The organism is Acinetobacter sp. 25-47-130, assembly GCF_056779705.1.
The window spans coordinates 49103-75659 of the sequence record NZ_JBWYII010000012.1 but is presented as its reverse complement, the minus strand read 5'-3'; the positions used below and the strand labels follow the sequence as shown (position 1 = coordinate 75659).

39 protein-coding genes and 1 pseudogene are annotated in these 26557 nt (G+C 41.0%); 6 read left to right on the top strand and 34 right to left on the bottom strand.

Features of this window, described 5'->3' with window-relative positions; translation table 11 throughout:
* Positions 1-706: 706 nt before the first annotated feature.
* The 4 genes from rrtA to AC1M83_RS12925 form a co-directional block, all read right to left on the bottom strand.
* The gene (gene rrtA, locus AC1M83_RS12940) at positions 707-1294 is read right to left on the bottom strand and encodes a rhombosortase (RefSeq protein ID WP_481586792.1); all 588 of its coding nucleotides are present in this window, start codon (positions 1292-1294) and stop codon (positions 707-709) included.
* A gap of 84 nt (positions 1295-1378) precedes the next feature.
* Positions 1379-2422: a hypothetical protein gene (locus tag AC1M83_RS12935; protein WP_035265182.1), complete on the bottom strand. Its 1044-nt coding sequence runs from the start codon at positions 2420-2422 to the stop codon at positions 1379-1381.
* A gap of 537 nt (positions 2423-2959) precedes the next feature.
* On the bottom strand, positions 2960-3274 hold the full coding sequence (locus AC1M83_RS12930) for a hypothetical protein (RefSeq protein WP_155756947.1): 315 nt from the start codon (positions 3272-3274) through the stop codon (positions 2960-2962).
* Between the two features lie 61 nt (positions 3275-3335).
* On the bottom strand, positions 3336-3596 hold the full coding sequence (locus tag AC1M83_RS12925) for an FAD assembly factor SdhE (protein ID WP_035265169.1): 261 nt from the start codon (positions 3594-3596) through the stop codon (positions 3336-3338).
* A 179-nt stretch (positions 3597-3775) separates the two neighbouring features.
* Here AC1M83_RS12925 and AC1M83_RS12920 point away from each other — a divergent pair, with 179 nt between their 5' ends.
* Complete coding sequence (locus AC1M83_RS12920; RefSeq protein WP_481590831.1) at positions 3776-4948, top strand: acyl-CoA dehydrogenase family protein; 1173 nt, start codon at positions 3776-3778, stop codon at positions 4946-4948.
* A 48-nt stretch (positions 4949-4996) separates the two neighbouring features.
* Here the strand turns inward: AC1M83_RS12920 and AC1M83_RS12915 are convergent, their stop codons facing one another.
* From AC1M83_RS12915 to AC1M83_RS12770, 30 genes and pseudogenes are all read right to left on the bottom strand, one after another.
* Positions 4997-6496, bottom strand: a complete 1500-nt coding sequence (locus AC1M83_RS12915; RefSeq protein WP_481590852.1) for a flavin-containing monooxygenase — start codon at positions 6494-6496, stop codon at positions 4997-4999.
* Between the two features lie 179 nt (positions 6497-6675).
* Positions 6676-7041 carry a 50S ribosomal protein L17 gene (gene rplQ, locus AC1M83_RS12910; protein WP_034587447.1) on the bottom strand — a complete coding sequence of 122 codons (366 nt, stop codon included), beginning with the start codon at positions 7039-7041 and terminating at the stop codon, positions 6676-6678.
* Between the two features lie 18 nt (positions 7042-7059).
* On the bottom strand, positions 7060-8067 hold the full coding sequence (locus tag AC1M83_RS12905; RefSeq protein WP_035265161.1) for a DNA-directed RNA polymerase subunit alpha: 1008 nt from the start codon (positions 8065-8067) through the stop codon (positions 7060-7062).
* Positions 8068-8084: 17 nt separating this feature from the next.
* A complete protein-coding gene (rpsD, locus tag AC1M83_RS12900; RefSeq protein ID WP_035265160.1) occupies positions 8085-8711 on the bottom strand; it encodes a 30S ribosomal protein S4 in 627 nt (208 codons plus the stop codon).
* Positions 8712-8723: 12 nt separating this feature from the next.
* Positions 8724-9110, bottom strand: coding sequence for a 30S ribosomal protein S11 (gene rpsK / locus AC1M83_RS12895; RefSeq protein WP_001040166.1), 387 nt, complete (start codon positions 9108-9110; stop codon positions 8724-8726).
* A gap of 19 nt (positions 9111-9129) precedes the next feature.
* Entirely contained in the window at positions 9130-9486 is a 357-nt protein-coding gene (gene rpsM, locus AC1M83_RS12890) for a 30S ribosomal protein S13 (protein ID WP_035265156.1), read from the bottom strand.
* 106 nt (positions 9487-9592) lie between these two features.
* Complete coding sequence (gene rpmJ / locus AC1M83_RS12885; protein ID WP_000867907.1) at positions 9593-9709, bottom strand: 50S ribosomal protein L36; 117 nt, start codon at positions 9707-9709, stop codon at positions 9593-9595.
* Positions 9710-9729: 20 nt separating this feature from the next.
* Complete coding sequence (gene secY, locus AC1M83_RS12880; protein WP_171076742.1) at positions 9730-11049, bottom strand: preprotein translocase subunit SecY; 1320 nt, start codon at positions 11047-11049, stop codon at positions 9730-9732.
* A 45-nt stretch (positions 11050-11094) separates the two neighbouring features.
* Positions 11095-11535 (bottom strand): 50S ribosomal protein L15, encoded by a 441-nt coding sequence (gene rplO, locus AC1M83_RS12875; RefSeq protein ID WP_035265144.1) that lies wholly within the window; start codon positions 11533-11535, stop codon positions 11095-11097.
* A gap of 3 nt (positions 11536-11538) precedes the next feature.
* Positions 11539-11715 (bottom strand): 50S ribosomal protein L30, encoded by a 177-nt coding sequence (rpmD, locus tag AC1M83_RS12870; RefSeq protein WP_004786899.1) that lies wholly within the window; start codon positions 11713-11715, stop codon positions 11539-11541.
* Positions 11716-11721: 6 nt separating this feature from the next.
* Positions 11722-12219: a 30S ribosomal protein S5 gene (gene rpsE, locus AC1M83_RS12865; RefSeq protein WP_035265141.1), complete on the bottom strand. Its 498-nt coding sequence runs from the start codon at positions 12217-12219 to the stop codon at positions 11722-11724.
* Positions 12220-12221: 2 nt separating this feature from the next.
* The gene (gene rplR, locus AC1M83_RS12860) at positions 12222-12572 is read right to left on the bottom strand and encodes a 50S ribosomal protein L18 (protein WP_035265138.1); all 351 of its coding nucleotides are present in this window, start codon (positions 12570-12572) and stop codon (positions 12222-12224) included.
* Positions 12573-12586: 14 nt separating this feature from the next.
* On the bottom strand, positions 12587-13120 hold the full coding sequence (rplF, locus tag AC1M83_RS12855; protein ID WP_035265135.1) for a 50S ribosomal protein L6: 534 nt from the start codon (positions 13118-13120) through the stop codon (positions 12587-12589).
* Between the two features lie 13 nt (positions 13121-13133).
* Positions 13134-13529, bottom strand: a complete 396-nt coding sequence (rpsH, locus tag AC1M83_RS12850) for a 30S ribosomal protein S8 (protein WP_035265132.1) — start codon at positions 13527-13529, stop codon at positions 13134-13136.
* Between the two features lie 12 nt (positions 13530-13541).
* Complete coding sequence (rpsN, locus tag AC1M83_RS12845) at positions 13542-13847, bottom strand: 30S ribosomal protein S14 (RefSeq protein WP_067731180.1); 306 nt, start codon at positions 13845-13847, stop codon at positions 13542-13544.
* A 9-nt stretch (positions 13848-13856) separates the two neighbouring features.
* Positions 13857-14393 carry a 50S ribosomal protein L5 gene (gene rplE / locus AC1M83_RS12840; protein ID WP_004809796.1) on the bottom strand — a complete coding sequence of 179 codons (537 nt, stop codon included), beginning with the start codon at positions 14391-14393 and terminating at the stop codon, positions 13857-13859.
* 16 nt (positions 14394-14409) lie between these two features.
* On the bottom strand, positions 14410-14727 hold the full coding sequence (rplX, locus tag AC1M83_RS12835; RefSeq protein WP_035265122.1) for a 50S ribosomal protein L24: 318 nt from the start codon (positions 14725-14727) through the stop codon (positions 14410-14412).
* 11 nt (positions 14728-14738) lie between these two features.
* Positions 14739-15107 (bottom strand): 50S ribosomal protein L14, encoded by a 369-nt coding sequence (rplN, locus tag AC1M83_RS12830; RefSeq protein ID WP_035265119.1) that lies wholly within the window; start codon positions 15105-15107, stop codon positions 14739-14741.
* Between the two features lie 91 nt (positions 15108-15198).
* Positions 15199-15456, bottom strand: a complete 258-nt coding sequence (gene rpsQ, locus AC1M83_RS12825; RefSeq protein WP_004691314.1) for a 30S ribosomal protein S17 — start codon at positions 15454-15456, stop codon at positions 15199-15201.
* Positions 15453-15650 carry a 50S ribosomal protein L29 gene (rpmC, locus tag AC1M83_RS12820; protein ID WP_035265113.1) on the bottom strand — a complete coding sequence of 66 codons (198 nt, stop codon included), beginning with the start codon at positions 15648-15650 and terminating at the stop codon, positions 15453-15455. Before rpmC ends, rpsQ begins: the two co-directional genes overlap by 4 nt.
* Entirely contained in the window at positions 15650-16063 is a 414-nt protein-coding gene (rplP, locus tag AC1M83_RS12815) for a 50S ribosomal protein L16 (protein WP_035265110.1), read from the bottom strand. The genes rpmC and rplP overlap by 1 nt, the downstream gene beginning before the upstream one ends.
* Positions 16003-16819: pseudogene (gene rpsC, locus AC1M83_RS12810) on the bottom strand (30S ribosomal protein S3). The gene rplP and the pseudogene rpsC overlap by 61 nt, the downstream one beginning before the upstream one ends.
* A 1-nt stretch (position 16820) precedes the next feature.
* Positions 16821-17150, bottom strand: coding sequence for a 50S ribosomal protein L22 (rplV, locus tag AC1M83_RS12805; RefSeq protein ID WP_035265103.1), 330 nt, complete (start codon positions 17148-17150; stop codon positions 16821-16823).
* Positions 17151-17161: 11 nt separating this feature from the next.
* Positions 17162-17437 carry a 30S ribosomal protein S19 gene (gene rpsS, locus AC1M83_RS12800; protein WP_004281508.1) on the bottom strand — a complete coding sequence of 92 codons (276 nt, stop codon included), beginning with the start codon at positions 17435-17437 and terminating at the stop codon, positions 17162-17164.
* 19 nt (positions 17438-17456) lie between these two features.
* Positions 17457-18281: a 50S ribosomal protein L2 gene (rplB, locus tag AC1M83_RS12795; protein ID WP_035265099.1), complete on the bottom strand. Its 825-nt coding sequence runs from the start codon at positions 18279-18281 to the stop codon at positions 17457-17459.
* Between the two features lie 11 nt (positions 18282-18292).
* Entirely contained in the window at positions 18293-18613 is a 321-nt protein-coding gene (rplW, locus tag AC1M83_RS12790; RefSeq protein WP_035265097.1) for a 50S ribosomal protein L23, read from the bottom strand.
* Positions 18610-19212: a 50S ribosomal protein L4 gene (rplD, locus tag AC1M83_RS12785; RefSeq protein WP_035265093.1), complete on the bottom strand. Its 603-nt coding sequence runs from the start codon at positions 19210-19212 to the stop codon at positions 18610-18612. The genes rplW and rplD overlap by 4 nt, the downstream gene beginning before the upstream one ends.
* A gap of 11 nt (positions 19213-19223) precedes the next feature.
* Positions 19224-19862 carry a 50S ribosomal protein L3 gene (gene rplC / locus AC1M83_RS12780; RefSeq protein ID WP_035265091.1) on the bottom strand — a complete coding sequence of 213 codons (639 nt, stop codon included), beginning with the start codon at positions 19860-19862 and terminating at the stop codon, positions 19224-19226.
* A gap of 59 nt (positions 19863-19921) precedes the next feature.
* Positions 19922-20233, bottom strand: a complete 312-nt coding sequence (gene rpsJ / locus AC1M83_RS12775) for a 30S ribosomal protein S10 (protein WP_004725677.1) — start codon at positions 20231-20233, stop codon at positions 19922-19924.
* 235 nt (positions 20234-20468) lie between these two features.
* A complete protein-coding gene (locus tag AC1M83_RS12770; RefSeq protein WP_179999267.1) occupies positions 20469-21227 on the bottom strand; it encodes a type 1 glutamine amidotransferase in 759 nt (252 codons plus the stop codon).
* 152 nt (positions 21228-21379) lie between these two features.
* Between AC1M83_RS12770 and AC1M83_RS12765 the strand changes: the two genes are divergently transcribed.
* The 5 genes from AC1M83_RS12765 to yihA all read left to right on the top strand — a co-directional run bounded on the left by AC1M83_RS12765 (position 21380) and on the right by yihA (position 26517).
* Positions 21380-22582: a PLP-dependent transferase gene (locus tag AC1M83_RS12765; protein ID WP_481590830.1), complete on the top strand. Its 1203-nt coding sequence runs from the start codon at positions 21380-21382 to the stop codon at positions 22580-22582.
* A gap of 12 nt (positions 22583-22594) precedes the next feature.
* On the top strand, positions 22595-24112 hold the full coding sequence (locus AC1M83_RS12760) for a helicase HerA-like domain-containing protein (RefSeq protein WP_481590829.1): 1518 nt from the start codon (positions 22595-22597) through the stop codon (positions 24110-24112).
* 149 nt (positions 24113-24261) lie between these two features.
* On the top strand, positions 24262-25023 hold the full coding sequence (locus tag AC1M83_RS12755; RefSeq protein ID WP_481590828.1) for a globin domain-containing protein: 762 nt from the start codon (positions 24262-24264) through the stop codon (positions 25021-25023).
* Between the two features lie 106 nt (positions 25024-25129).
* Positions 25130-25576 carry an RrF2 family transcriptional regulator gene (locus tag AC1M83_RS12750; protein WP_481590827.1) on the top strand — a complete coding sequence of 149 codons (447 nt, stop codon included), beginning with the start codon at positions 25130-25132 and terminating at the stop codon, positions 25574-25576.
* Between the two features lie 86 nt (positions 25577-25662).
* Positions 25663-26517, top strand: a complete 855-nt coding sequence (gene yihA / locus AC1M83_RS12745) for a ribosome biogenesis GTP-binding protein YihA/YsxC (protein WP_180028257.1) — start codon at positions 25663-25665, stop codon at positions 26515-26517.
* Positions 26518-26557 lie beyond the last annotated feature (40 nt).

The following is a 26557-nucleotide window of genomic DNA, read 5'->3' as shown; positions in this document are numbered from 1 at the left end:
CTTCACATAACTGTTGACCAGCCAATACAGAGGCACGAACATCTTCTTCAGATGTTGTACCAAAGATATCTGCAAATTCATCTTTTGCATTAGCTTGCATTTGGTTTTGAACCAAAAGGTCAATATTTGGATTTCGATCACAGACTGGCTTTTCAGGTTCGGCACGCAAGAATGAATACTGCATACCAATTTTTTCGTCACCGTATAGACTTTCACCTATACGTAACATCTGCCCGTGAATCATTTCTCCTGTCCCGATGATGAGCGTCAGTAACAGTAGAAGCAAAATCGTAAACGCAGATATCCACTCAGTCCATATATAACTAAGTAGACCTAACCCAGATCTCTTTTTAGAAGGCTCTTGCATTGTTATTCCATTATTTAATACTGCTATACATTGCCTGTACAGCTCATCTTTTCTAATTCGGGCTTAGGCAAAATCCTTTACCTAATTTCCTTACCACTTTTATCACATGAATCTGACTGATTTTTTTTTAAAAAAGAATGACTGACTTTTCCATTTTTTTTAAATTTATGCCAATTTTCATCAATTCACCTCTTAAGAGCGAGATAAAAACCAACTAAATCAGTAGGCTATACCATACTGTATTTCTTTTTTTAAACAAATATGACCTTAAAAAAATAAATGCAAAAGATTTGAATCTGATCACACATTAAAATAAGTGATAATTAAGCATCAGAGGAATTAAGAGATGTGTGTGTCCTTCACGGAGATGTGCTGATAAATTAAAAAGAACATGCTGAGTAATGCCCCCCATATTGCACCTGTTAAATGTGCTTCAACCAATACTGGGCTACCAATCATTTGCGCAGTATCGAGAGAACCAAAGATATTTTCCCACAAAATTTTGCCCGTGATTAAAGCTAATACAAGCAGCGAGAATTTACGTTCTTTTTCAAATTTTAAAAAATAAACTGCCAAAGCCATATACATACCATGTAGCACCCCTGATAGACCTGCATAAGCTTCAACGCGAGGATAAACATAAAAAAAACTTAAACTAATTAATGGCGGGAGTGCGATCAACAAGTACAACATGTACCTAATTTTGACATATGGGAAGATGAATGGTAGGCAGGCTAAACCCACCATATTCAATGCATAGTGTATCCATCCCACATGTACATAGTGAGCTGTCCATACTCGCCAAATTTCTTCATCCAATACAGGACGCCAATAGAAAAAATACTCCTGAAAAATCTGCAAACTAGCAGCAATACTGATACAGCATGCAATAAACAGTATTTTTCGAATCAGGATAGTATCTTTCATCTTTCGTATTCCTAAAAGAAAAAGAGCTTAAAGCTCTTTTTCTTGAATAACTCCATTTTTAATTTTGAACAAAATTAAAAAATCTTATTCGCCTAATGTGTTCTCGAAAAGATCATCAGCTTCATTGGTCGCTTGATCATCCCAGAAGCTCGACATTCCATCTGCTTCAGTTCGGACACCTGTATTCTCCGTCCAATAACGGTCTGAGATCGCTTGTATCATTTGTCCTGCCATATTATCCAATAACTTAAACTCTGGATTTACAGGAACTTCTTCAGCACGTGAAGCGGCATAAGAACGTAATGCATCACGTATTTTTGCATCGTCACCACTGGCTTGTGCTGCAACAGCATACAAGGCATGCGATAAGCGTACTCCTTTTTGCTCACCAATTTGCATAGATTGTTTAAGCGTTTGGTATGGATCTGGTTTGCCTGCATCAGCTCCAGGTAATAATGTCCAAATCACTGCTCGAGTAGCATTCGGTACGCCCCAGAACTTGTTGTTATCGAGGCAGACCATGCCACGTTCAACAATTGCTGCGATATCTTTAGGAACATGCACTTGACCACCAGAAGCAATATCATTGGTCATCGCTTGTAAGCCACTTAACATACCTAACAGATATACTGTTTGGTCAAGATTACGACGCATAGTTGGACATGAGTCACCTAAATTATATTTATATTTAGACTGCCAACGCTCCGCAAACAATTGATAACCCGTATATTGACGTTCGGCAGCAACAGCAGCCCAGCGCTTTTGTTCAATACGCGCATCTTGTGCTTCTGTCACTTGACCTGCTTTTGATGCTCTTAGGTATCTTAATTCTGCATCTAAGGCACGATTTTCTGCGCACATCCCTGAAGCTGAATATAAAAGAACTGCCATACGGGTCGGATCAGCACCCATATCTTTAGTCGCCATAATCACAGGAGTCAAAGCTGTGCCCTGATTACACACCATATCCACATCACCCATTGAGAGTACTGGCGGTAAGATGTGTTTTTCACTAAACGCAAGTGATGCATTCGCACCAGTTTTGATTACGTATGAACATCCAGATAAAGTTGTAGCTGCTACAACCGCAATTGCCGTGAAAAGACCTTGAGTCTTTAATTTAGACATACTTCCTGTCCTCAATTTTATAATTTTGTCATCCTTGCGATTTAAAATATCAGATGCAATCGCTGAATAAAAGTGCAGCAATGCACTTCATTAACAATTAGTCTGTCATTGATCTGAATTGAAATAATTGACTTATTTTTTGAATTGTTAAAATTTTGGGCAAAAAAAAGTAGCATTGCGACGGTTCGGCACATGCTACTTATTAAATGGTAAACTCAAGAGAGTTTATTTTGTTCGTTGTTGTGGTGTTCAATTCGTTCCTTCAGCACAGTTCCTAGTCTTCCAATTATAATTGCCATAACAGCAGCAACCACTAGAAACAACCACATATGAATTTCGCTCATTTTGAAATTCCTCATTAGCTGTTGGTATGTTTAATGTACTTTAGAAATTAAGATTTCATCGTGTTTTTGTCTAACAATTTGATTTTCTTTCATTTTCGTCAAACAATTCATTTTTTATTCATATAATATATTTTTAAATAATTGTTTTTTATCATGTTTTAAATTTAAAAATAAAAGACTTATTGTCTAACAATTAGCCAAAACTTGCATGAGTAATCAAGCTTTTCCATTGTTTTTCATCTATTTGATCTCTCCAAATCACCAAAGAATCGAATTTATTTTCGTTAAAACTGAGTACTACGAAGTAATGAAAATGAAAAACTCGATTCAGTTTTGCTTGGTATATTTTTGGATTTGAAGTCATTTGAATCGACCATAAATCTTTGTCTATTTTTTGTAATTCTTTTAATTGTGGTTTTTTTCTAAAATTCCACCAGATAATCAGTATAAATATAATACTGCCCAAAGCATAAATGAGCTTAATACTGATTAATAAAGTAATACTCATGATGAAAATAGAGAAAACATGAAACACAGCCGAATAAGAGCTGTGTTTCAGTGAATAACGCTCATGGATTATGGACATAATCTTTTAATTTTTGAATAAATTGGCGCAATTCAGGTCGAGGTGGTTCAGAAACCTCCATAAACCAATCCAATAAATCAGGATCTTCTTGTTCAACCAGTTCAGCAAACATTGCTTTCTCTTCTGGTTCAGCTTGCAAATAGTATTGCTTTACATAAGGATCAAAATACACGTCAATTTCTTTTAAACCACGACGTGCGCGATAGATAACTTTACGCTCTTCAAGCGTTAATTCATCGTACATTTTTATCCCCTAATCTGTGTTCATTCCATTTTAACTGAAGCCATGAGCTTTGTGTTTTAAAAATATCAATTGACCAAATTCATCAGCAATTCTTGCGATTTGAGCATTCAACACATTGCACCAATGTTCAGGCTCTCTTATGTTGTGGCTAATCTAATAACACTTATGGAAATATAAATATGCAATCAGGCGCAATTCGACCAATTCCTAATATGTTACCTCGAAAATTATTCAATGCAGAGCATGAAGCGTTTCGTGATACTGTCCGTAAATTCTATGAAAAAGAAGTCGTTCCAAATATTGCAAAATATGAAGAACAACAACATGTAGATCGTGACTTATGGAATAAAGCGGGTGAAATGGGTCTATTGTGCACCACAATGCCTGAAGAATATGGTGGATATGGTGTAGATCGACTCTACAGTATGATCCTCATTGAAGAACAAGCTTATGCAATGGATTCATCAACTGGTTTTTCATTGCATTCGGATATTGTTGCGAATTACCTGAATAATTTTGCCAACGAAGAGCAAAAGAAAAAATGGCTCCCTAAAATGGCTTCTGGCGAAGTTGTCACTGCCATTGCGATGACTGAGCCTGGTACAGGTTCAGACTTACAAGCTGTACGAACTTCTGCAGTTTTAGATAGCGATGAATATGTCATCAATGGTTCTAAAATTTTTATTACCAACGGTTATCTATGTGATATGGCAATTGTTGTGTGCAAAACAGGTAATAGTGATAAAGGTTCAGCCAACTTATCGCTTATCATTGTCGAAGCTGATCGAGCTGGATTCACCAAAGGTAAACCACTCAATAAAATTGGTATGAAAGGACAAGATACTTGCGAATTGTTCTTTGATAATGTTCGTGTACCAAAGGAAAATTTGATTGGTATGGAAGGCATGGGCTTCATCATGCTTATGAAAGAACTCGCTTGGGAACGTATGCTTGTTGCGATTATCTGCCAAGCAGGTGCAGAAGCTGCCTTTGCACACACAGTACAATATACAAAAGATCGTAAAGCATTCGGCAAGCCAATTGGCGCATTTCAAAATACACGTTTTAAGCTAGCAGAACTTCGAACTGAAATAGACTTTTGTCGTTCTTATTTAGATCGTTGTATGGAATTACAACTTGAGGGTACGTTAGGTGTAGATGCGGCTGCAGCTGCAAAATATAAAATTTCTGATATGTTCTCTAAAGTCGTCGATGAATGCTTGCAGTTACACGGTGGCTATGGCTTCATGCTTGAATACCCTATTGCACGCGCATATATCGACAACCGTGCAAATCGTATTTATGCCGGCACCAATGAAATCATGAAAGAACTCATATCACGTTCTTTGTAGATAGAAAAAGGAAGCTTTCGCTTCCTTTTTTATTTTAATAGCTATTCATTAAGACACTAATTTAGGCTTTTTTACAGACTGTGCCGGAGCCTTCGCAAATTTTAAAATACCATCATTAAAAGTCGCATTTTTGAGATCTTTACGATCAGCTAAATAGTTATGCGTTGCCATCCAAGGTGCCTTAGTACCTTGTTTTGGAAGTTGATCAGCCGCACGCGCAATATAACCTGATGACATTTCACCCATAACTGTTTCATCGAGCATTGCAGAATGGTCAGTTGGTGCGACAACTTCATCATAACCGTTCTGATCCATAAATTTGAATAGACGGCAAATATAATCAGCAACGACATCTACTTTTAAGGTCCATGATGCGTTCACATAACCAATGACCATCGCCATATTTGGTACATCACTTACCATCACACCATTATAAAGCATATGTTCGCTAGTCTTGATCGGCTGACCATCAACAGTCGCTTTGATACCGCCCATAATTTGAATTTCTAGACCAGTCGCAGAAACAATGATATCTGCATCTAAGTGTTTACCAGATTTCAATTGAATACCATTTTCAGTGAATGATTCAATATGATCTGTTTCAACACTTGCTTTACCACTACGTAAAATTTTGAATAAATCACCGTCTGGCACTACACATAAACGTTGATCCCAAGGATTGTAACTTGGGGTAAAGTGTTTCATATCCACTTTACCTTTCAACTGCATTTCAATAGATTTAAGAAGTAACTTGCGAACCAGTTGAGGTTGTTTTTTTGACAAAGCAAAAATTGCACGTTGCATTCCGATATTACGAGCACGCGTGAACTTATATGCCATGTCCTCTGTCATAAATTTACGTGTTTTGTCATAAACAAAATCAATCGAAGGAATTGAAGCAATATACGTTGGTGAACGTTGTAACATTGTTACATGCCCAGCCCCACCTTTTGCCATTGCTGGTACTAAAGTGATTGCAGTTGCTCCACTACCAATGATAACTACTTTCTTGCCGGTATAATCTAAATTTTCAGGCCAAAATTGTGGATGAATCAATTGACCTTTAAATTTATCTTGATTTGGAAAATCAGGTTGGAAACCTTGGTCATAGTTATAATAACCTGTGCAGCCTAAGACGAAATTAGCTTGCCAAGTTTGTTTCTTTTGATTTTGATCTTCGATTTCTACAATCCATTTTTTTATTGAAGTATCGTAATTCGCAGAAAGTACACGATGCTCAAAATGAATTTTTTCTTTAATATTGTACTCACTAACAACTTCGCCCAAGTAACCTTTAATCGAAGCGCCATCTGCAAGCACATTCGCTTTACGCCATGGCTTAAAATTGTAGCCAAAAGTAGACATATCTGAGTCGGAGCGAATACCTGGGTATTTAAACAAATCCCACGTTCCACCGAAACTTTTACGACGTTCGAGTATTTCAAATTTACGGTTCGGATTATTTTTAATTAAATGTGCTGCAATTCCAATTCCAGAGATACCAGCACCAACAATAAGAATATCGACTTGCTTATCCATTTCTTTTATTAACCTTTTTATAAGAACATTTTTATTAAAACATATTTTTGACAATACACAATGTCAAGTTTGACTAAAAGTTGCAAAAAACATATCAATTCAGGTCAAGTAATGCCAATTGTTAGATAAAAAAAGGCCGGTTTATTCAACCGACCTTTTTTGAACAACTTGCGATGTTCTACACGAAATTATTTAACTTCGCGATCTACTAGCTCAACGTAAGCCATCGGTGCAGCATCACCTGCACGGAAGCCCGCTTTAAGAACACGTAGATAACCGCCGTTACGTTCTTTGTAACGAGGGCCAAGAACGGTAAATAATTTACCAACAGTTGCTGCTGAACGAGTACGAGCAAACGCTAAACGACGGTTTGCTACTGTATCGACTTTAGCTAAAGTGATTAAAGGCTCAGCTACACGACGTAACTCTTTTGCTTTAGGCACAGTTGTTTTGATCAACTCGTGTTCAAACAAAGAATTAGCCATGTTTTGGAACATCGCTTTACGATGACTGCTTGTACGGCCTAATTTCACACCACTATTACGATGACGCATGGTGATAGTCCTACTTAATTAACGACTACGATAGGCAAAACGATCGTCCATACGTAAACTAGCTGGTGGCCAGTTTTCTAAACGCATGCCGAGTTGTAAGCCTTTTGAAGCCAGAACATCTTTGATCTCAGTCAACGATTTTTTACCTAAGTTAGGAGTTTTTAACAACTCAACTTCAGTACGTTGAACAAGATCACCAATGTAGTAAATATTTTCTGCTTTCAAACAGTTAGCAGAACGAACAGTAAGCTCTAGATCATCTACTGGACGAAGCAAGATTGGGTCAACTTCTTCACGAGGTTCTTGAGCAACTGGAGCTTGATCTTTCTGAAGATCAACAAAGATTGCAATTTGTTGTTGCAAGATTGTTGCCGCTTTACGGATCGCTTCTTCAGGATCAACAGTCCCGTTTGTTTCAAGATCAATGACCAACTTGTCAAGGTCTGTACGTTGTTCTACACGAGCATTTTCAACTGTGTAAGAAACACGTTTAATCGGGCTATAAGACGCATCTAATTGTAAACGTCCCACTGGGCGAGTTTCACCTTCTGGGAAGCGAGAATCAGAAGTCTCATAACCACGACCTTGAACAACTTTCAAGCGCATTTTCAATGAGCCTGAAGCACTTAACGTGCCGATCAAATGTTCAGGGTTAACCACTTCGACATTGTGAGGTAAACGAAGATCAGCGGCAGTTACATCGCCAGGTCCTTGTTTCTCTAATGTCAAATATGCTTCATTTTGATCGAACAGCTTAATAGACAATCCTTTAAGGTTCAGCAAGAGCTCGACGATGTCCTGCTGCAAGCCTTCTAAAGTACTGTACTCGTGCTCGACGCCTTCAATCTCAACTTCAACCACAGCAGCGCCAGGTAAAGATGATAAAAGAATGCGACGTAAAGCATTACCTAGAGTATGACCAAAGCCACGCTCTAAAGGTTCTAGAATCACTTTTGCCGAGGTCCCGCTTGCCGCTTCGACCTTGATCGCTTGCGGAGTTAGAAACTCGTTTGCAGTACGCGTCATTATTGCTACCTCAAGGATTATTTAGAATACAATTCAACAATCAAGCTTTCGTTGATTTCAGCAGGTAAATCAGAACGATCAGGTGCAGATTTGAATGTACCTTCTAATTTAGAATGGTCAACTTCCATCCAAGAAGGAGTTCCACGTTGAGCAGCCAATTCAATTGCGTTTTTAATACGTAATTGTTGTTTAGCGCCTTCGTGTACTGCAATCACGTCACCAGCTTTAACTTGGATTGACGCGATGTTAACACGACGACCATTTAAAGTGATTGAACGGTGAGATACAAGCTGACGAGCTTCTGCACGTGTAGAACCAAAGCCCATACGATAAACAACGTTATCTAAACGGCTTTCAAGCAATTTCAACAAGTTTTCACCTGTTGCGCCTTTAACACGAGCAGCTTCTTTATAGTAGTTACTAAATTGACGTTCTAAAACACCGTACATACGACGTACTTTTTGTTTTTCACGTAATTGTAGTGAGTACTCTGATTGTTTACCACCACGAGCTCCACCATGTTGGCCAGGAGCTTTAGCATGTTTTTTTGTCTTAACATCAAACGGTTTAACGCCTGATTTAAGTTGCAGGTCTGTCCCTTCGCGGCGAGAGAGTTTGCATTTTGGACCAATATAACGAGCCATGAATGTTTCTCCTTACACGCGACGTTTTTTAGGTGGACGGCAACCGTTGTGAGGAATTGGAGTCACATCGGTAATGCTATTAATTTTATAACCCACTGCACCTAAAGCACGAACCGCAGATTCACGACCTGGACCAGGACCTTTAACAAGGACGTCCAAGTTTTTCAAACCGTAATCTAAAGCAGCTTTACCAGCAACTTCAGCAGCTACCTGAGCAGCAAACGGAGTTGATTTACGTGATCCACGGAAGCCTTGTCCACCTGAAGTGGCCCAAGCCAGTGCATTACCTTGACGATCGGTAATAGTCACAATGGTGTTATTAAAAGAAGCGTGAATGTGTGCAACACCTTCAGAGACGGTACGAGTGACCTTCTTGCGTGTGCGAGTATCTTTAGCCATCTTTTAGCTTCCAGAAATCTTATTTCTTAATAGGTTTGCGCGGACCTTTACGGGTACGTGCGTTAGTTTTGGTGCGTTGTCCGCGGACAGGCAAGCTGCGACGATGACGAAGACCGCGGTAGCAGCCTAAATCCATTAAACGTTTAATGTTCATGGAAATTTCGCGACGTAAGTCACCTTCGGTCGGAACCTTAGCAACTTCTGCACGAATCGCATCAAGCTGAGCGTCATCTAATTCACGGATCTTAGTAGTTGGTGCAATACCAGTTGCAGCTAAGATTTGCTTAGCAGTATGGCGACCAATACCAAAGATATACGTAAGAGAGATAACAGCATGCTTGTTATCCGGAATGTTTACACCGGCAATACGAGCCATTCACTTTCTCCAAAAAGGCAGTAGAGATAATCAACCGCCCCACAAAATCTTTGAGGGGCGGATAATAACCTAATTAGCCTACTGAAATCAACAGGTCTTGATCAGATTAACCTTGACGCTGCTTATGACGAGGTTCAGCGCTACAAATCACGCGGATTACCCCATTACGACGGATAACTTTACAGCTACCACAAATTTTCTTTACAGAAGCTTGAACTTTCATGATGAAACCTCTAAGTGCGCTTATCCCTTAGGATGAGCAGTCGTTTTACTCATTAGTGTTTGATTATCATATTGGCGCGATGTGAGGTGTGCCTGTAGCTGAGCCATAAAGTCCATAACTACAACAACCACGATCAACAGCGATGTACCACCCAAATGGAATGGAATACCGAAAGAACTTTGAAGCACCATCGGCATTAAACATACAACCGTGATATAAATCGAACCGATAAATGTTAAACGACTAAGAATATGATCTAAATAACGAGCAGTTTGCTCACCTGGGCGGATACCAGGTACATAAGCTCCACTACGCTTTAAGTTTTCTGATACTTCTTTAGGACTGAAAACTAGTGCCGTATAAAAATAACAGAAGAAAATAATAAGCGCACCGAATAGCACCAAATATAATGGTTGTCCAGGCGATAAAACTAATGCCAAATCTTGTAGTGTGCGCTTAACGATCCCTGCATTAGGATCAGAACTACCTAACCATTGACCTAAACTTGCAGGAAACAGCAATAATGAACTTGCGAAAATTGCTGGAATAACACCTGCCATGTTGATTTTTAATGGTAAGTGAGTCTGTTGTGCAGTAAATACTCGGCGACCTTGCTGCTTTTGAGCATAGTTAACAGGTATACGACGTTGTGCTTTTTCAATAAACACAATCGCAGCTAAAACAGCTAAAGACAATAAGCCAAATATAGCAATACCAATTAAGCTTGATTGACCATTTTCCACAAGGGTAAATGATTGCACAACCATACTTGGTAAACCAGCAACAATACCTGCAAAGATGATCATAGAGATTCCATTACCAACACCACGTTCGGTAATTTGCTCTCCCAACCACATTAAGAACATGGTACCTGCAACTAACGACGTTAACGCAGGGATATAGAATGCTAAACCTGAAGTAAAGGTAATCCCTTGACTAATCAAACCCGCACACATACCAATACCTTGTACAATTGCAAGGAATAATGTGCCGTAACGCGTATATTGGTTAATCTTACGCTTGCCCTGCTCGCCTTCTTTTTTCAATGCTTCCAGCGAAGGAACAACCGTTGACATTAACTGCACGATAATCGATGCAGAAATATACGGCATGATCCCCAACGCAAGAATGGACATTCGTTCCAATGCCCCGCCTGAGAACATATTAAACAAACCAAGGAAAGTACCCTGATTTGCATTAAAGAAACGTTCTAAAGCGACATTATCAATACCTGGCAGCGGAATATGCGCTCCTAGTCGAAAGACCACCAAAGCACCAATTAAAAACATTAATCGGCGAATAATTTCACGATATTTCACGTGAAATGGTTGACCTTTCATCATGTGAACATGACCTGTAGAACTAGGAGACATAGACACTCGCGATTACTCCTCGACTTTACCGCCAGCAGCTTCAACAGCAGCTTTAGCGCCTTTAGTCAATGCAACACCTTGAACAGTGAATGCACGAGTGATTTCACCAGAAAGAACGATACGAGCACGAATCATATCTTTACGTACAACGTTCGCTGCTTTTAAAGTTTCAAGAGTAACGATATCGCCTTCAACTTTGTTAAGTTCAGACAAACGTACCTCAGCAGTTTTCAAAGCCAATTGGCTAGTGAAACCGAACTTAGGTAGACGACGATATAACGCAGTTTGACCACCCTCGAAACCTGGACGAGTACCACCGCTCTTACGTGAGTTTTGACCTTTGACACCACGGCCACCAGTCTTACCAACGCCAGAACCAATACCACGGCCTAAACGAAGGTTTTCACGCTTAGCACCTTCTGCAGGTGCAATTGTATTTAAACGCAGAGTCATGGCTTATTCCTCTACACTAACCATATAGTAAACTTGATTGATCATACCACGGTTAGAAGGAGTATCTTGAACTTCTACAGTGTGACCAATACGACGCAGACCTAAACCTTTAAGGCTAAGCTTGTGATTTTTCAAGCGATGCGATGCAGATTTAGTCTGGGTAACTTTAATCGTTTTCATGATTGATTACCCTTGAATTTGTGCTACTGAAAGACCACGTTTCGCAGCAACTTTCTCAGGAGAAGTCATATCACGCAGACCATTAAAAGTCGCGTTTACTACGTTCGCAGCGTTAGTAGAACCATAACATTTAGTTAATACGTTACGTACACCAACAGCTTCTAAAACAGCACGCATAGCGCCACCAGCAATTACACCAGTACCTTCAGAAGCAGGTTGCATGTAAACACGGCTAGCACCGTGACGAGCGTTGATAGGGTGCTGAACAGTACCATCAACAAGTTCAACAGTAATCATGTTGCGACGAGCAGCTTCAAGTGCTTTAGAAATAGCAGCTGGAACTTCACGAGCTTTACCACGACCAAAACCTACGCGACCATTACCATCACCCACAACAGTTAATGCTGTGAAAGAGAAGATACGACCACCCTTAACAACTTTGGCTACACGATCAACGGCAACCAGCTTTTCAACAAGACCTTCGTTTTGTTCAACTTTAGCCATGATTAGAACTCCAAGCCGTTTTCACGAGCAGCATCAGCCAAGGCTTTGATACGACCATGATATTTGAAACCAGAACGGTCAAATGCAACTTTAGTTACGCCAGCTGCTTTAGCACGTTCAGCGATTAAAGCACCAACTTTAGTAGCTGCTTCAACGTTACCTGTAGTACCACTACGTAACGTAGCATCTAAAGTAGAAGCTTGCGCTAATACTTTGCCACCATCTGCTGAGATTACTTGAGCATAGATGTGACGCGGAGTGCGGTTTACACACAAACGAGTCGCACCCAATGCACGGATGTGCAAGCGTGTGCTTTTCGCACGACGCAAACGGGTTTGTTTCTTTTCGTTCATAAGAACCTCGCGCCTTATTTCTTCTTAGCTTCTTTACGAAGTACAACTTCATCAGAATAACGAACACCTTTACCTTTATATGGCTCTGGCGGACGGTAACCACGGATATCTGCAGCAACTTGACCTAAAGCTGCTTTATCAGCAGATTTAAGCACGATTTCAGTAGCTGTAGGTGTTTCAGCAGTTACACCTTCAGGAAGGTTGTAATCGATCGGGTGAGAGAAACCTAGGTTAAGGTGAACTGTGTTCCCTTTAACCGCAGCTTTATAACCAACACCGATAAGTTGTAACTTACGTTCGAAACCTTCGCTAACACCTTTAACAAGGTTGTTAAGCACAGCGCGAGCAGTACCAGCTTGCATCCAAGCATCTTTAGATTCAGCTTTAGGAGCAACAGCTAGAATACCGTCTTCCTGTTTTAGCTCGACCAGCGCATGCAGGTTGAAAGACAAAGTACCCTTGCTGCCTTTCACTTCGACCTGCCGGCCGTTCTGAGTAACTGTTACACCGTTAGGTACAGTTACTGGGGCTTTAGCCACACGAGACATGAGGAATCACCTATTAAGAAACAAAAGCAATAACTTCACCACCGATACCTGCAGCACGTGCAGCGCGATCAGTCATGATGCCTTTGCTTGTAGAAACAATTGCAATACCTAAACCTTGCTTAACGCTTGGAAGGTTATCTTTACCGCGATATTGACGTAAACCTGGACGGCTAACGCGCTTCACAGTCTCAATAACTGGTTTGCCTTCGAAATATTTTAAAGTCAAAGTAAGTGTTGGTTTGCCTTCAGCATCTGCAACAGCTACATCAGCGATATAACCTTCTTGTTGAAGAACGTTAGCAATCGCAACTTTTAACTTTGAGTTTGGCATAGAAACAGTTTGTTTCTTCGCCATTTGTGCGTTACGAACACGTGTTAACATGTCGGCAACGGTATCTTGCATACTCATTTATAGTGCTCCTTACCAGCTTGCCTTAACAACGCCCGGTACATCACCTTGCATTACTGTGTCACGTAATTTGTTACGGCTTAAACCGAACTTACGGAAGTAACCATGAGGACGACCAGTTAAACCACAACGGTTACGAAGACGTACTGGAGATGCATTACGTGGTAATGCTTGTAACTTCATCATCGCTTCGAAACGCTCTTCGTCGCTTGCATTTACGTTTGCAATAACAGCTTTTAATTCAGCACGTTTTGCAGCGTATTTAGCAACAGTAGCTTCGCGTTTCAATTCGCGATTAATCATACCTTTCTTAGCCATATCGACCTCTTATTTGAACGGGAAGCCGAATGCACGCATAAGCGCACGGCCTTCGTCATCGGTGCGAGCAGTCGTAGTGATGGTAATATCCATACCACGAATACGGTCAATCTTATCAAAATCGATCTCAGGGAACATAATCTGTTCTTTAAGACCCATAGAGTAGTTACCACGACCGTCAAATGATTTCGCAGAGAAACCACGGAAGTCACGGATACGAGGGATCGCGATAGAGATCAAACGGTCTAAGAATTCGTACATGCGTTCGCCGCGTAAAGTAACTTTACAACCAATCGGCCAACCATCACGGATTTTGAAACCAGCGATAGATTTACGAGCTAACGTAAGAACTGGTTTTTGACCAGCGATAGCTTGCATATCAGAAAGAGCACCATCAAGGAGTTTTTTGTCAGCAGCAGCTGCACCAACACCCATATTGATCGTGATTTTAGTGATGCGAGGGATCTCCATCACATTCTTAACGCCCAATTGTTCTTGTAATTGAGCTTTAAGTTCGTCGTTGTAACGCGCTTTAAGTCTGGCCATTGCCTATTTCAACCTATTACTTCGCTACCGCCACTGATTCACCATTTGATTTGTAAACGCGAGTTTTCACGCCGTCAATCACTTGGTAACCAACACGGTCAGCCTTTTGGGTTGTAGCATTAAAAATTGCCACGTTAGAGATATGAAGCAAAGCTTCTTGTGTAACGATAGCGCCTTCAGCACCTGTTGCACGGTTAGGCTTTTGATGCTTCTTAACTAAGTTAAGACCTTCAACCTTAACTCGGTCATTAGAAACAGACAAAACAGTACCTTGTTTGCCTTTTTCTTTACCTGCGATCACGATTACTTGATCGCCTTTTTTAATCTTAGCCATGATTGCCTCTATTATAGAACTTCAGGAGCCAATGAAATGATTTTCATGAACTGTTCAGTACGAAGTTCACGAGTCACTGGTCCGAAAATACGAGTAGCAATCGGAGCTTTGTTGTTGTTCAAAATAACAGCAGCGTTATCATCGAAACGAATAACAGAACCATCTGGACGACGGATACCGAATTTTGTACGTACAACTACTGCATTCATTACGTCGCCTTTTTTAACACGGCCACGTGGAATTGCTTCTTTTACAGTAACTTTAATAATGTCGCCAACTGAAGCATAACGACGATGTGAACCACCAAGTACTTTAATACATTGTACGCGGCGAGCACCACTGTTGTCTGCTACGTCGAGCATAGTTTCGGTCTGAATCATTGCCCTACTCCAAAACCGAGCATCACCGGTCACAATTTCGAAAGGCTCAAAGAGTACTCGAAATTGACCGATGATGCAACAAGAACGTTATTTACTCAGCAGCTGCTTCAACAACTTCAACTAAAGTCCAAGACTTAGTTTTAGAAATTGGGCGGCTTTCTTTGATAGTTACAACATCGCCAGTTTTAGCAGTGTTGTTCTCATCATGAGCGTGTAATTTTGTTGAACGGCGGATTGATTTGCCATACAACGGGTGTTGAACGCGGCGTTCGATAAGAACAACGATAGACTTGTCCATCTTGTCGCTTACTACTTTGCCTGTTAACGTGCGAACTGTTTGCTCACTCATTGTGCGTTCCCCTGTTTTTCGGTAAGGAGGGTCTTGATGCGAGCAATAGTTTTACGAGTTAATTGCACTTCGTGCGATTTACCCAATTGACCAGTTGCTTTAGCCATGCGAAGACGGAATTGGTTCAACTGTTGCTCATCAAGCAAAGCTGTCAATTCTTCTACCGACTTTTCACGTAGATCTTTAGTTTTCATTACATTACCGTCCGAGTCACGATAGTGGTTTTAAACGGAAGTTTAGCAGCAGCAAGCGTAAATGCTTCACGCGCTAATTCTTCGTTCACACCTTCCATTTCGTACAGGATCTTACCTGGTTTGATTTCACAAACCCAATATTCCACAGAACCTTTACCTTTACCCATACGAACTTCTAATGGTTTTTCAGTAATTGGTTTGTCCGGGAATACACGGATAAAGATCTTACCACCACGTTTTACACGACGGCTGATTGTACGACGCGCTGCTTCAATTTGACGCGCAGTCATGCGACCACGTTCAACTGATTTAAGTGCGATAGTACCAAAAGATACTGTGCTACCGCGATGCGCTAGACCAGTGTTACGGCCTTTTTGCACTTTACGGAATTTAGTACGTTTAGGTTGCAACATGGATTATTCTCCTTTTTCAGCAGAACGATCATTGCGACGACCACGACGCTCTTGACCTTCACCACGACCGCGACCACGTTTAGCTGGACGTTCTTCAGCTGGAGCTGGGTTCATGACTTGTTTCATGCCGCCCAAGATCTCACCACGGAAGATCCAAACTTTAACGCCGATCGTACCGTAAGTAGTTTCTGCGCGTACCGCTGAATAGTCGATGTCAGCACGAAGAGTATGTAGAGGTACACGACCCTCACGATACCATTCAGTACGTGCAATCTCTGCACCGCCTAAACGACCAGAAACTTCAACTTTGATACCTTTCGCACCAGCACGCATAGTGTTTTGAACCGCACGCTTCATAGCACGACGGAACATTACACGTTTTTCTAATTGAGAAGCAATTGCTTCACCAACTAGACGAGCGTCTAAATCTGGACGATCAATTTCGTTGATGCTTACTTGCGCTGGAACACCCATAATATTGGTAAGTTCGCGCTGTAATTTTTCAATGTCTTCGCCTTTTTTACCGATCACGATACCAGGACGAGCAGTGCTAATTGTTACTTTAGCAGCGCCTGTTGGACGTTCGATAAGAATATTGCTCACCATCGCATTCTTAAGTTTTTTGTTTAAAAACTCACGAACTTGAAGATCTTTAAGCAAGTATTCAGCGTATTGTTTCGGATTCGCATACCAGTTAGCGTTATGACGTTTCACAACACCTAGGCGGATACCGATTGGATGAACCTTCTGACCCATATCAAACCCCTACCTTAACGGTGATGTGACAAGTACGCTTAGTAATACGATCTGCACGGCCTTTAGCACGTGGCAAAATACGTTTAAGGCTCATGCCTTCATCAACGTAGATCGTAGAAACTTTAAGATCGTCTACATCTAAACTGTTATTATGTTCAGCGTTTGCAATCGCAGATTCCAATGCTTTCTTAACTAAAACTGCAGCTTTTTTGTTACTGAAGTTTAGTATGTTAAGAGCGTGCGCAACAGATTTGCCGCGAATCAAGTCTGCAACCAAACGAGCTTTTTGTGCCGAGATAGCGGCACCGCGTAATTTAGCAGTTACTTCCATCATAGCACCTATTAACGTTTAGATTTCTTGTCAACACCGTGACCACGGTAAGTACGAGTCGGTGCAAATTCACCAAGCTTGTGACCAACCATATGCTCAGATACGATTACCGGAACATGGTTACGACCATTGTGTACAGAAATTGTTAAACCAACAAAATCCGGGAGGATCATCGAACGACGCGACCAAGTTTTGATCGGCTTACGGTTATTAGCCGCGATAGCCGCTTCAACCTTAGCGAACAAGTGCGCATCGACGAATGGGCCTTTTTTCAGAGAACGAGGCATTGTCAGATTCCTTTACTTGTTACTTAACGCGACGGTCGCGAATGATCATCTTAGTCGTACGCTTATTGGTACGTGTCTTGTACCCTTTAGCTTTTTGACCCCATGGGCTTACAGGTTGAATACCTTTGTTACGCCCTTCACCACCACCATGTGGGTGATCTACCGGGTTCATCGCCATACCACGAACGGTAGGACGAACACCACGCCAGCGTGAAGCACCAGCTTTACCTAGTGAACGTAAGTTGCTTTCTTGGTTAGAAACTTCACCAAGAACTGCGCGACATTCAACGTGTACTTTACGCATTTCGCCAGAACGTAGACGAATAATTGCGTAAGAACCGTCACGACCCAATAACTGAGCAGAAGCACCAGCAGAACGCACTAATTGAGCGCCTTTACCGATTTTAAGCTCGATATTGTGAAGAGTAGAACCGATAGGCATGTTACGAAGTGGTAAGCAGTTACCTGGACGAATTGGAGCATCGTTACCAGATTGAACTTTATCACCAGCACGTAGACCTTTAGGCGCAATGATATAACGACGCTCACCGTCAGCATACAAAACTAATGCAATGTGTGCAGTACGGTTAGGATCGTATTCGATACGCTCTACAGTCGCAGGAATGCCATCTTTGTTACGTTTAAAGTCAACAATACGGTAATGTTGCTTGTGACCACCACCAACGTGACGTGTAGTAATGTGACCGTTGTTATTACGACCACCAGTACGTTTTTTAGCTTCTACCAACGGAGCATAAGGCGCACCTTTGTGAAGATGGTCGTGAACGACTTTCTCTACAAAGCGACGTCCTGGAGACGTTGGCTTACATTTTTGAATAGGCATAATTCTCGTCCTTATTCCGCTGTGCTTTCAGCGGTATCGCCCAAGTCAGCCATTTCTACATCTTGGCCAGCTTTCAGGGTGACGTATGCTTTTTTAACATCAGAACGACGTCCGATAGTTTTACCAAAGCGTTTAGTCTTACCTTTAGTGATAGTCGTGTTAACTTTAACAACTTCTACACCAAATAATTGTTCAACTGCTTTTTTGATTTCAAGCTTGTTTGCATCGATAGCAACTTTAAACACTTGAACACCAGCAGTTTCACCTAAAACTTGTGCTTTTTCTGAGAATACAGGTCCTTTTAGGACTTGATAGATACGTTCGTTGTTCATCCGAGTTCTACCTCAATTTTCTTAGCAGCAGCTACAGACATAACAACTTTATCGAACGCGATCAAGCTAACAGGATCGATAGCAGCAGCATCAACCACATCAACGTGTGGAAGGTTACGAGCAGCTAGATACAAGTTCTCATCAACAGCATCAGTAACGATTAATGCACGAGTAGCATTCAAGTCGTTAAGTTTTGCAAGCAATTCTTTAGTTTTTGGAGCAGCTACAGCAAACTCTTCAACTAAAACTAAGCGATCTTGACGAACAAGTTCAGCCAGGATGCATTGCATAGCACCGCGATACATTTTACGGTTTACTTTTTGAGACCAGTCTTGTGGACGAGCAGCAAAAGTTTTACCACCGCCAACCCAGATTGGGCTACGAATAGAACCAGCACGAGCGCGACCAGTACCTTTTTGACGGAATGGTTTTTTACCACCGCCAGAAACGTCTGCACGTGATTTCTGAGCTTTTGAACCTTGACGACCACCAGCTAAATAAGCTGTAACAACTTGGTGTACAAGAGCTTCATTGAATTCACGACCGAACGCAACTTCTGATAATTCAACAGCAGAGCCGGAAACAGTATTTAAATTCACGTTATTTCCCCTCAAGCCTTGATAGTAGGACGAACAGTTACGTCACCACCGGTAGCACCAGGAACCGCGCCTTTAACTACAAGAACTGAACGCTCTGTATCGATAGCAACGATTTCAAGACCCTGTGTAGTTACGCGTTCAGCACCTAAATGGCCAGCCATTTTTTTGCCTTTGAATACGCGACCAGGAGTCTGGTTTTGACCTGTAGAACCTAGAACACGGTGAGAAACAGAGTTACCGTGAGTAGCGTCTTGAGTACGGAAGTTCCAACGCTTAACACCACCTTGGAAACCTTTACCTTTAGACTGACCAGTTACGTCAACGATTTGACCCACTGTGAACAAATCTACACCGATAGTTCCGCCAACTTCACGACCTTCAAGATCAGCTTCTGTAACACGGAACTCTTGAACTAAACGACCAGCAGCAACACCCGCTTTAGCGAAGTGACCTTTCTGAGCATTAGTAACGCGAGATTCGCGACGTTCACCAGTAGTGATTTGAATCGCTTGATAACCATCAGTTTCAAGCGTTTTGATTTGAGTGATGCGGTTAGGATCAACCTCAATCACTGTAACAGGTACAGAAACACCAGCATCTGTAAAGATACGTGTCATACCGCACTTGCGACCGACTAAACCAATAGCCATGTGCATAAACCTCTAAAAAAGCGGCTTAATTAACTTAGAGTGTTAATTAACCGAAAGCCTTAACCCAATGCGATCTGAACGTCTACACCAGCTGCAAGATCTAATTTCATCAATGCATCTACAGTTTTGTCTGTAGGTTGAACGATGTCGATCAAACGCTTGTAAGTGCGGATTTCATACTGATCACGCGCGTCTTTGTTAACGTGCGGTGAAGTTAGAACGTTAAAACGCTCGATGCGAGTTGGCATCGGGATTGGACCACAAACTTGTGCGCCAGTACGTTTTGCTGTTTCTACGATCTCTTGAGAAGATTGATCAATTAAACGGTGATCAAAAGACTTCAAACGGATACGGATTCTCTGGTTAGACATACCAGTAAACTCCAAGCCAAATATATAAAGAATCACCCATGACGCATCTCCCCCTGTCCGAAAACAAGGCAAGTGTCAGAGGCAGTGAAAATCACTAAGGTCGTGATCGATGCCACGACTGTAACGATCTAAACAACAATCAACGTTGTTTAGCCCTTAATATCAAAGGGTCGCCCATTATAACGATTGTTTAACTGTTAAGCAAACCTATTTATCATTTTTTCTCAATTTACGGTTAAGCGTTGGCGGCTTTCTTTTGCACACCCTGCCCGAACCCCAATACGTAATTAATTGCATCGATCAGCAATTCATTCCCTTTTTGGAACCTCGTTTTTTTTGTTTGTTTTAAGGTATCTAAAGATTGTACATAAGCGCCAGAAAATACCTTCTCATGCTCTTCATTCTCAATATACATTTGTAAAACTTTCGGCGTTATTTCTGGATGAAACTGAAAACCCAGCACATTCTTTCCAATTTGGTACATTTGGTTTGCACACACATTATTTTCAGCCAGTCTGACGCCTCCTTTAGGAATCTCAAAAGTCTCACTGTGCCATTGCATTATTTCCAATTCTTTAGGTATTTCAAAGTAATCTGATAAACCATGTTGAGTTCTGAAGACTTTAGTCCAACCTAACTCTTGTTGTTCATTTAAACGTACACTTGCTCCCAAAGCATTGGCTATAAGCTGACCTCCGAGACACAAACCAATTGCAGGCTTGCCTAGTGATAAATATCGACGGATCCATCTTTTTTCTATTTTTAGCCATGGATAATTTGCCTCATCATTTACACTCATTGCTCCGCCCATGATGATTAGTAAATCAATATCTTCAATTGCTGGTAACGCCTCGATTTCTAATGCCATCTCAACAGGTAATGCAAAAAACTCCGTAGCACTAATTTGTGCTCCAATTGATTTTAAATATTCATAACAACTTCCGAACCCTTCACCAGCAATATGCTGAAAGTAATGCACTTTTAATGGCTTCATTTTCCAACCCGAACTTTTCTTATATTGCACTAGCAGTTGCAAAAATGAAGCCAACCTATAGGTTGTTAAATAATTTTAAACAAAGCACAGCTATGCAGTTTTTTAGTAGTATGTTTTGTTAGTTATAAAATGACGGTTTATACAGGTAAATTGTGAAAATAAATACGCAAACTCAACTCATACATAGCCCTAGAAAAGCACCTCAACTTTTAAATAGTATTCAACCCCCTATTTATCGTGCATCAACGATCATTTTTGAAAATACCGATGCTCTTTTCAATCGCCATTGGACCGATGCTTATGACTATAGTTACGGAACGCATGGCACCCCCACTACGTTTACGCTAGGCGACAATATTGCACAATTAGAAGGCGGAGAATACTGTCTACTTGCACCAAGCGGACTCTCTGCAATCAACTTGGTGAATTCTTGTTTTTTAGCACATGGTGATGAAGTTTGGGTCGCGGACAATATTTACGGTCCAAATATGGAGCATTTGCGAAACCTAGAATCACGTTATGGTATTGCCGTTAAGGTCTATAACCCAATTGATGTTGAGAGCTTTAAACCCAGTGATAAAGCTAAGTTAATTTGGTTAGAGGCTGCAGGATCTGTAACACTCGAATTTCCAGATTTAACGAATCTGGTCAAAAAAGCTCAAACGCATAAGATCCTTACCGCACTTGATAATACTTGGGGAGCGGGTCTAGCTTTTAATGCTTTTGATTTTGGTACAGAACACTTAGCAGTCGATATCACCGTCCATGCACTCACCAAATATCCAAGCGGTGGTGGTGACATTCTCATGGGGAGTGTCGTAACAAAAAACAAGGATTTATACCACAAGCTATTTCGCATGCATGCAATTCAAGGGATTTCTATATCAGGCGATGACACCGCACAGATTCAGCGCAGCCTATCCTCAATGGAACTCCGTTATACGCACCAATCTAAATCAGCGCTAACTTTATTAAGCTGGCTTCTACAGCAAAATGAGTTTGCACAAGTATTGCACCCTGCCAATCCAAAATCTGCAGGTCATACTTTTTGGAAAGAAGTTTGCCTATCAGAATTGAGCGCAGGTTTGATCAGTGTAATTTTTGATAAAAAATATAATCTTCAAGATATACGCAATTTTTGTGATGCGCTTAACCTGTTTAAATTAGGTTTTAGCTGGGGTGGCCCAGTGAGTTTAGTAATGCTCTATCAAATTGATCAAATGCGTGAGCTTGCACATACACATTTACAAGAAGGAATATTGGTTCGTTTTTGTATAGGACTGGAACATCCTCACGATTTGATAGAAGATATTCAACAAGCACTCAAAATAATGCAACAACAAAAGATCGAATAAAAAGGAATAATTATGGGCACACCAATTGTCATCGCAAAAAAAACCTCAGATACATCCCAAGAGATTGTTTTACATTCGCAACTGGCAAACCGACATGGCTTGATTGCCGGCGCAACAGGAACAGGCAAAACAGTCACTTTAAAGGTCTTGGCAGAGAGCTTTTCTCGTATTGGTGTGCCAGTATTTTTAGCCGATGCAAAAGGTGATGTCTCTAGCCTTGCCAAAGCAGGTGAAAGCAATTCAAAGTTTGATGAACGCATCAAAAGCCTCAAAATTGAATCAATCCCATTTAACGCATCACCTGTGGTTTTTTGGGATTTATTTGGCGAACAAGGTCATCCGATTCGGACTACAGTATCAGAAATTGGTCCATTGCTTTTAGCCCGAATGCTGAATTTGAATGATACCCAAGAAGGTGTGCTTTCTGCGATTTTCCGCATTGCGGATGATCAAGGTTTATTACTGATCGACTTTAAAGACCTCAAGGCGATGATCACTTATGTGACTGAGCATGCAGCTGACTTTAAAGCAGAATACGGCAATCTTTCTCCTGCCAGCTTGGGTGCAATCCAACGTAATTTGCTAGCACTGTCCGATCAAGGCGGTGATCAATTTTTTGGTGAGCCTGCATTAGACCTCATGGATTTTATCCAAACCGATGCACAAGGTCACGGCAATATTAATTTGCTCGCTGCCGATAAATTAATGAACACACCAAAGCTTTATGCTACTTTCTTACTGTGGATGCTTTCCGAACTGTTTGAACAATTACCTGAAGTCGGTGATATGGATAAACCGAAATTGGTATTTTTCTTCGATGAAGCTCATTTACTGTTTGACAATGCCAGCTCTGGTTTGCAAGAAAAGATCGAACAAGTGGTACGCTTAATCCGCTCTAAGGGAGTAGGTATTTATTTTGTCACCCAAAATCCGCTGGATTTACCTGAAAGTGTTTTAGGACAACTGGGCAACCGTGTTCAGCATGCACTTCGCGCCTTCACACCAAAAGATCAAAAAGCAGTAAAAACTGCAGCTGATACTTTTAGACCCAATCCTGCATTCAAAGTACAGGACGCCATTACGGAGTTGGCAGTTGGTGAAGCGCTAATTAGCTGTCTAGATGAGAAAGGCACGCCACAAATGGTTGAACGCGGTTGGGTTATGCCCCCATATTCATCTTTTACACCTATCACGCTTGAAGAGCGTAAGATGCTCATGACAAACAGTGTGGTTGCGGGTGTTTATGAGCAAGTACTTGATAGAGAAAGTGCTTTTGAAATACTGCAAAACAAAGTAGTTCAGCGTCAACAACAAGCCGAACAAGAGGCCTACGCGAAGCAAATTGCTAAAGAACAAGAACGCCTTGCCCGTGAACAACAAAAAGAAGCAGAACGTGCAGCCAAACAACGCGAAAAACTCACCCAAGATATTGTCGGTACGTTTGCTAAAAGTGCTGCACGAAGCCTCGGCGGAAGCACTGGGCAAAAAATCGTACGCGGTCTACTGGGCTCATTATTTGGAAAAAAATAGTCCTCCCTTTACCCATCATTTTTAACTTCATTATGGGATATTTTAATATCCCATAATTATTTTAAGGTTTTCTATGCAAGTCATATTGCAGCTCGACCCTAAAAGATGTATTTTAAATATATCTTTTAATAAAGCCAAAGTTGAAGCTCATGACGCCACAACATATTGAACTTGTAAAAGCGACTGTTCCCGTTCTGCGTGAGAATGGTGTTGCCCTTACGACCTATTTCTATAATCGCATGCTGAACAACAACCCCGAGTTAAAAAATACATTTAACATGGATCATCAAAGTACTGGTCGTCAGCCACGTGCTTTAGCTGCTGCTGTTTTGGCATATGCTGAAAATATTGAAAATCCTACAGTTTTGGCAAAAGCGATTGAGCGAATTACCACTAAACACGTAAGTTTAGACATTCAAGCGGATCAATACTCGATTGTGGGTGAAAACCTTCTGCATTCAATCAGCGAAGTATTAGATGTGCCAATGGACTCTGATCTGATTGCTGCTTGGAAAGCCGCGTATATGCAATTGGCAGACATTTTAATTGGTGTTGAAAAATCAAAATATGAAGCTTTGACTGCACAAAATGGCGGTTGGGCTGGCTGGCGTGAATTTAAAATTACAGCGATTGAAGCTGAAGCTAACACCAAAACCTTAACTTTAGCTGCCAAGGACGGTCTCACCATTGCGACGGCTGAAGCAGGTGAATATATTTCGGTACGAGTCCAAGTACCGGGGCAAGAGATGCGCCAACCACAACAATTTAGCTTTGATGCTGCACAAGCTGACCAGTATCAAATCACAGTAAAAGCGGTAGATGAAGCAACTGAATATTCTGTGGCAAATATCTTATTAAACCACTATCAAGTAGGTGATGTGGTTGAGGTATCTGCACCACTAAAAAATTAATTCATCTAAATCTTTAACCGAAATAAGATTTTAAGAGATTATTGAAAGCTCCGTTCACGGGGCTTTCAATGTTAAGATGGAAATAAGCTATCTTTTATGATGATCTATGCAACTGAATAAATTTACCGACTATGCGCTGCGTATATTGATGTATGTCGCACAACCTCGCGACTTGCCTTATACCATTGCAGAACTGGCAAACCAATTGCAGGTCTCAGAAAACCATGCCATGAAAATCGTTCACTTTATGGCAAAACAAAATTGGCTAATGACCAGTCGAGGCAAAGGTGGCGGTATACGTCTAGCCCCTCAAACTCTGAATATCTCATTAGGGACTTTAGTGAGAACACTTCAAAGCGATCAGCAAATTGTAGAGTGTCATAACCCGCCATGCGTATTAAGAAGTGACTGTGGCTTGAAAGGCATTTTAGATCATGCAGTCCAACAGTTTTATCAGCATTTAGATCAATTTAAACTGAAGGATGTTATACCCACCTCAGGTATAAAATTCAATTCAGATTCACCCATTCCTTTCATTCAAGTTACACCATAGATTGACTCAATTCGATTGAGTATTCGCTTGCATGCGCGACTTCCTTTATAATAGCTGATTGTAAATTGAGTTATTGAAGTTGAGCTATGCATCACAGCAGAGGAAAGTCGAAAAACAGTAAGGCGTCAAATGCCCCAAAGCAAAAGATCAGCTATGAGAAAAAAGCCGATCCAGCGATTACTGAATATTCGGTTCAAGCGCTCAACTGGTTGCGCAAAGCCGAATTCTTAATGAGTGCACCAAAACTGAATTTATGTGTCGATGACACAGGTTATGAGATTGCTTTTGCAGGTCGTTCGAATGCTGGTAAATCGAGTGCGATTAATGCATTAACCAATCAAAAACAACTTGCACGTGCGTCTAAAAAACCTGGTCGCACACAAATGATTAACTTTTTTAGCATGGGCAATGCCGAACAAAGATTAGTTGACCTTCCTGGATATGGCTATGCTGCTGTACCTGAAAGCATGAAAATCGTTTGGCAAAAAGAGCTTGAAAACTACCTCATTCATCGTGAAAGTTTACAAGGGCTTGTATTGTTAATGGACATACGACACCCTTTACAACATTTCGATGTCATGATGTTAGAATGGGCTTATTCACGTAAATTATTTGTCCATGTTTTATTAACAAAATCAGATAAGTTAAATCGTGGTCCAGCTTCAAAAGCATTGCAAGAAGTCAAAGCTCAATTAAAGAAAATGAAGCTTAACTTCTCTATCCAATTGTTCTCATCCCTCAATAAGCAAGGTCTTGAAGAACTCGCAAGCGTTATTGCTGGTCGTTTAAATTTTACGCTTGAGCAACCTAACGGATTTGATCTAAGTGCAATTCCTGAAGTAAGTGAATCAGACATCGATGAAGATTTTGATCATGATATTCAACAAGATGATGAATCACCAAGCGAAACAACCGAACTAGAATCCAACAAAGCCGAATAGTATCTACCCTACTGAATGGTTAAATCATTACATTCACTAA

Bases quoted from the DNA above. Each gene is read 5' to 3' on its own strand.
- AC1M83_RS12770 (WP_179999267.1), bottom strand. From the start codon at position 21,227: ATGAAGCCATTAAAAGTGCATTACTTTCAGCATATTGCTGGTGAAGGG.
- rplQ (WP_034587447.1), bottom strand. From the start codon at position 7,041: ATGCGTCATCGTAATAGTGGTGTGAAATTAGGCCGTACAAGCAGTCAT.
- rpmC (WP_035265113.1), bottom strand. From the start codon at position 15,650: ATGAAAACTAAAGATCTACGTGAAAAGTCGGTAGAAGAATTGACAGCT.
- rplW (WP_035265097.1), bottom strand. From the start codon at position 18,613: ATGAACAACGAACGTATCTATCAAGTCCTAAAAGGACCTGTATTCTCA.
- AC1M83_RS12760 (WP_481590829.1), top strand. From the start codon at position 22,595: ATGGGCACACCAATTGTCATCGCAAAAAAAACCTCAGATACATCCCAA.
- rpsH (WP_035265132.1), bottom strand. From the start codon at position 13,529: ATGAGTATGCAAGATACCGTTGCCGACATGTTAACACGTGTTCGTAAC.
- rpsE (WP_035265141.1), bottom strand. From the start codon at position 12,219: ATGGCTAAAGTTGAACAAAACGAAGGTCTTGTTGAAAAGCTGGTTGCC.
- AC1M83_RS12905 (WP_035265161.1), bottom strand. From the start codon at position 8,067: ATGACGCGTACTGCAAACGAGTTTCTAACTCCGCAAGCGATCAAGGTC.
- rpsD (WP_035265160.1), bottom strand. From the start codon at position 8,711: ATGGCTCGTTATATTGGTCCAAAATGCAAACTCTCTCGCCGCGAAGGG.
- AC1M83_RS12920 (WP_481590831.1), top strand. From the start codon at position 3,776: ATGCAATCAGGCGCAATTCGACCAATTCCTAATATGTTACCTCGAAAA.
- rplP (WP_035265110.1), bottom strand. From the start codon at position 16,063: ATGTTGCAACCTAAACGTACTAAATTCCGTAAAGTGCAAAAAGGCCGT.
- rrtA (WP_481586792.1), bottom strand. From the start codon at position 1,294: ATGAAAGATACTATCCTGATTCGAAAAATACTGTTTATTGCATGCTGT.
- rplF (WP_035265135.1), bottom strand. From the start codon at position 13,120: ATGTCTCGTGTGGCTAAAGCCCCAGTAACTGTACCTAACGGTGTAACA.
- rplR (WP_035265138.1), bottom strand. From the start codon at position 12,572: ATGAACGAAAAGAAACAAACCCGTTTGCGTCGTGCGAAAAGCACACGC.
- rplO (WP_035265144.1), bottom strand. From the start codon at position 11,535: ATGACTCTGCGTTTAAATACAATTGCACCTGCAGAAGGTGCTAAGCGT.
- AC1M83_RS12750 (WP_481590827.1), top strand. From the start codon at position 25,130: ATGCAACTGAATAAATTTACCGACTATGCGCTGCGTATATTGATGTAT.
- rplB (WP_035265099.1), bottom strand. From the start codon at position 18,281: ATGCCTATTCAAAAATGTAAGCCAACGTCTCCAGGACGTCGCTTTGTA.
- rpmD (WP_004786899.1), bottom strand. From the start codon at position 11,715: ATGAAAACGATTAAAGTTACCCAGACTAAATCTGCATCGCATCGCTTG.
- AC1M83_RS12925 (WP_035265169.1), bottom strand. From the start codon at position 3,596: ATGTACGATGAATTAACGCTTGAAGAGCGTAAAGTTATCTATCGCGCA.
- rpsN (WP_067731180.1), bottom strand. From the start codon at position 13,847: ATGGCTAAGAAAGGTATGATTAATCGCGAATTGAAACGCGAAGCTACT.
- rpsJ (WP_004725677.1), bottom strand. From the start codon at position 20,233: ATGTCTAACCAGAGAATCCGTATCCGTTTGAAGTCTTTTGATCACCGT.
- rplC (WP_035265091.1), bottom strand. From the start codon at position 19,862: ATGGCTATTGGTTTAGTCGGTCGCAAGTGCGGTATGACACGTATCTTT.
- AC1M83_RS12755 (WP_481590828.1), top strand. From the start codon at position 24,262: ATGACGCCACAACATATTGAACTTGTAAAAGCGACTGTTCCCGTTCTG.
- rplV (WP_035265103.1), bottom strand. From the start codon at position 17,150: ATGGAAGTAACTGCTAAATTACGCGGTGCCGCTATCTCGGCACAAAAA.
- rpsS (WP_004281508.1), bottom strand. From the start codon at position 17,437: ATGCCTCGTTCTCTGAAAAAAGGCCCATTCGTCGATGCGCACTTGTTC.
- rplN (WP_035265119.1), bottom strand. From the start codon at position 15,107: ATGATTCAGACCGAAACTATGCTCGACGTAGCAGACAACAGTGGTGCT.
- AC1M83_RS12930 (WP_155756947.1), bottom strand. From the start codon at position 3,274: ATGAGTATTACTTTATTAATCAGTATTAAGCTCATTTATGCTTTGGGC.
- rpmJ (WP_000867907.1), bottom strand. From the start codon at position 9,709: ATGAAAGTTCAAGCTTCTGTAAAGAAAATTTGTGGTAGCTGTAAAGTT.
- AC1M83_RS12935 (WP_035265182.1), bottom strand. From the start codon at position 2,422: ATGTCTAAATTAAAGACTCAAGGTCTTTTCACGGCAATTGCGGTTGTA.
- yihA (WP_180028257.1), top strand. From the start codon at position 25,663: ATGCATCACAGCAGAGGAAAGTCGAAAAACAGTAAGGCGTCAAATGCC.
- rpsK (WP_001040166.1), bottom strand. From the start codon at position 9,110: ATGGCTAAAGATACTCGCACACGCAAGAAGGTCACTCGTACCGTCTCT.
- rpsQ (WP_004691314.1), bottom strand. From the start codon at position 15,456: ATGAGTGAGCAAACAGTTCGCACGTTAACAGGCAAAGTAGTAAGCGAC.
- secY (WP_171076742.1), bottom strand. From the start codon at position 11,049: ATGAAAGGTCAACCATTTCACGTGAAATATCGTGAAATTATTCGCCGA.
- rpsM (WP_035265156.1), bottom strand. From the start codon at position 9,486: ATGGCTCGTATTGCCGGTGTAAACATTCCGGATAACAAGCATGCTGTT.
- rplX (WP_035265122.1), bottom strand. From the start codon at position 14,727: ATGGCTAAGATTAAAAAAGGCGATCAAGTAATCGTGATCGCAGGTAAA.
- rplE (WP_004809796.1), bottom strand. From the start codon at position 14,393: ATGGCCAGACTTAAAGCGCGTTACAACGACGAACTTAAAGCTCAATTA.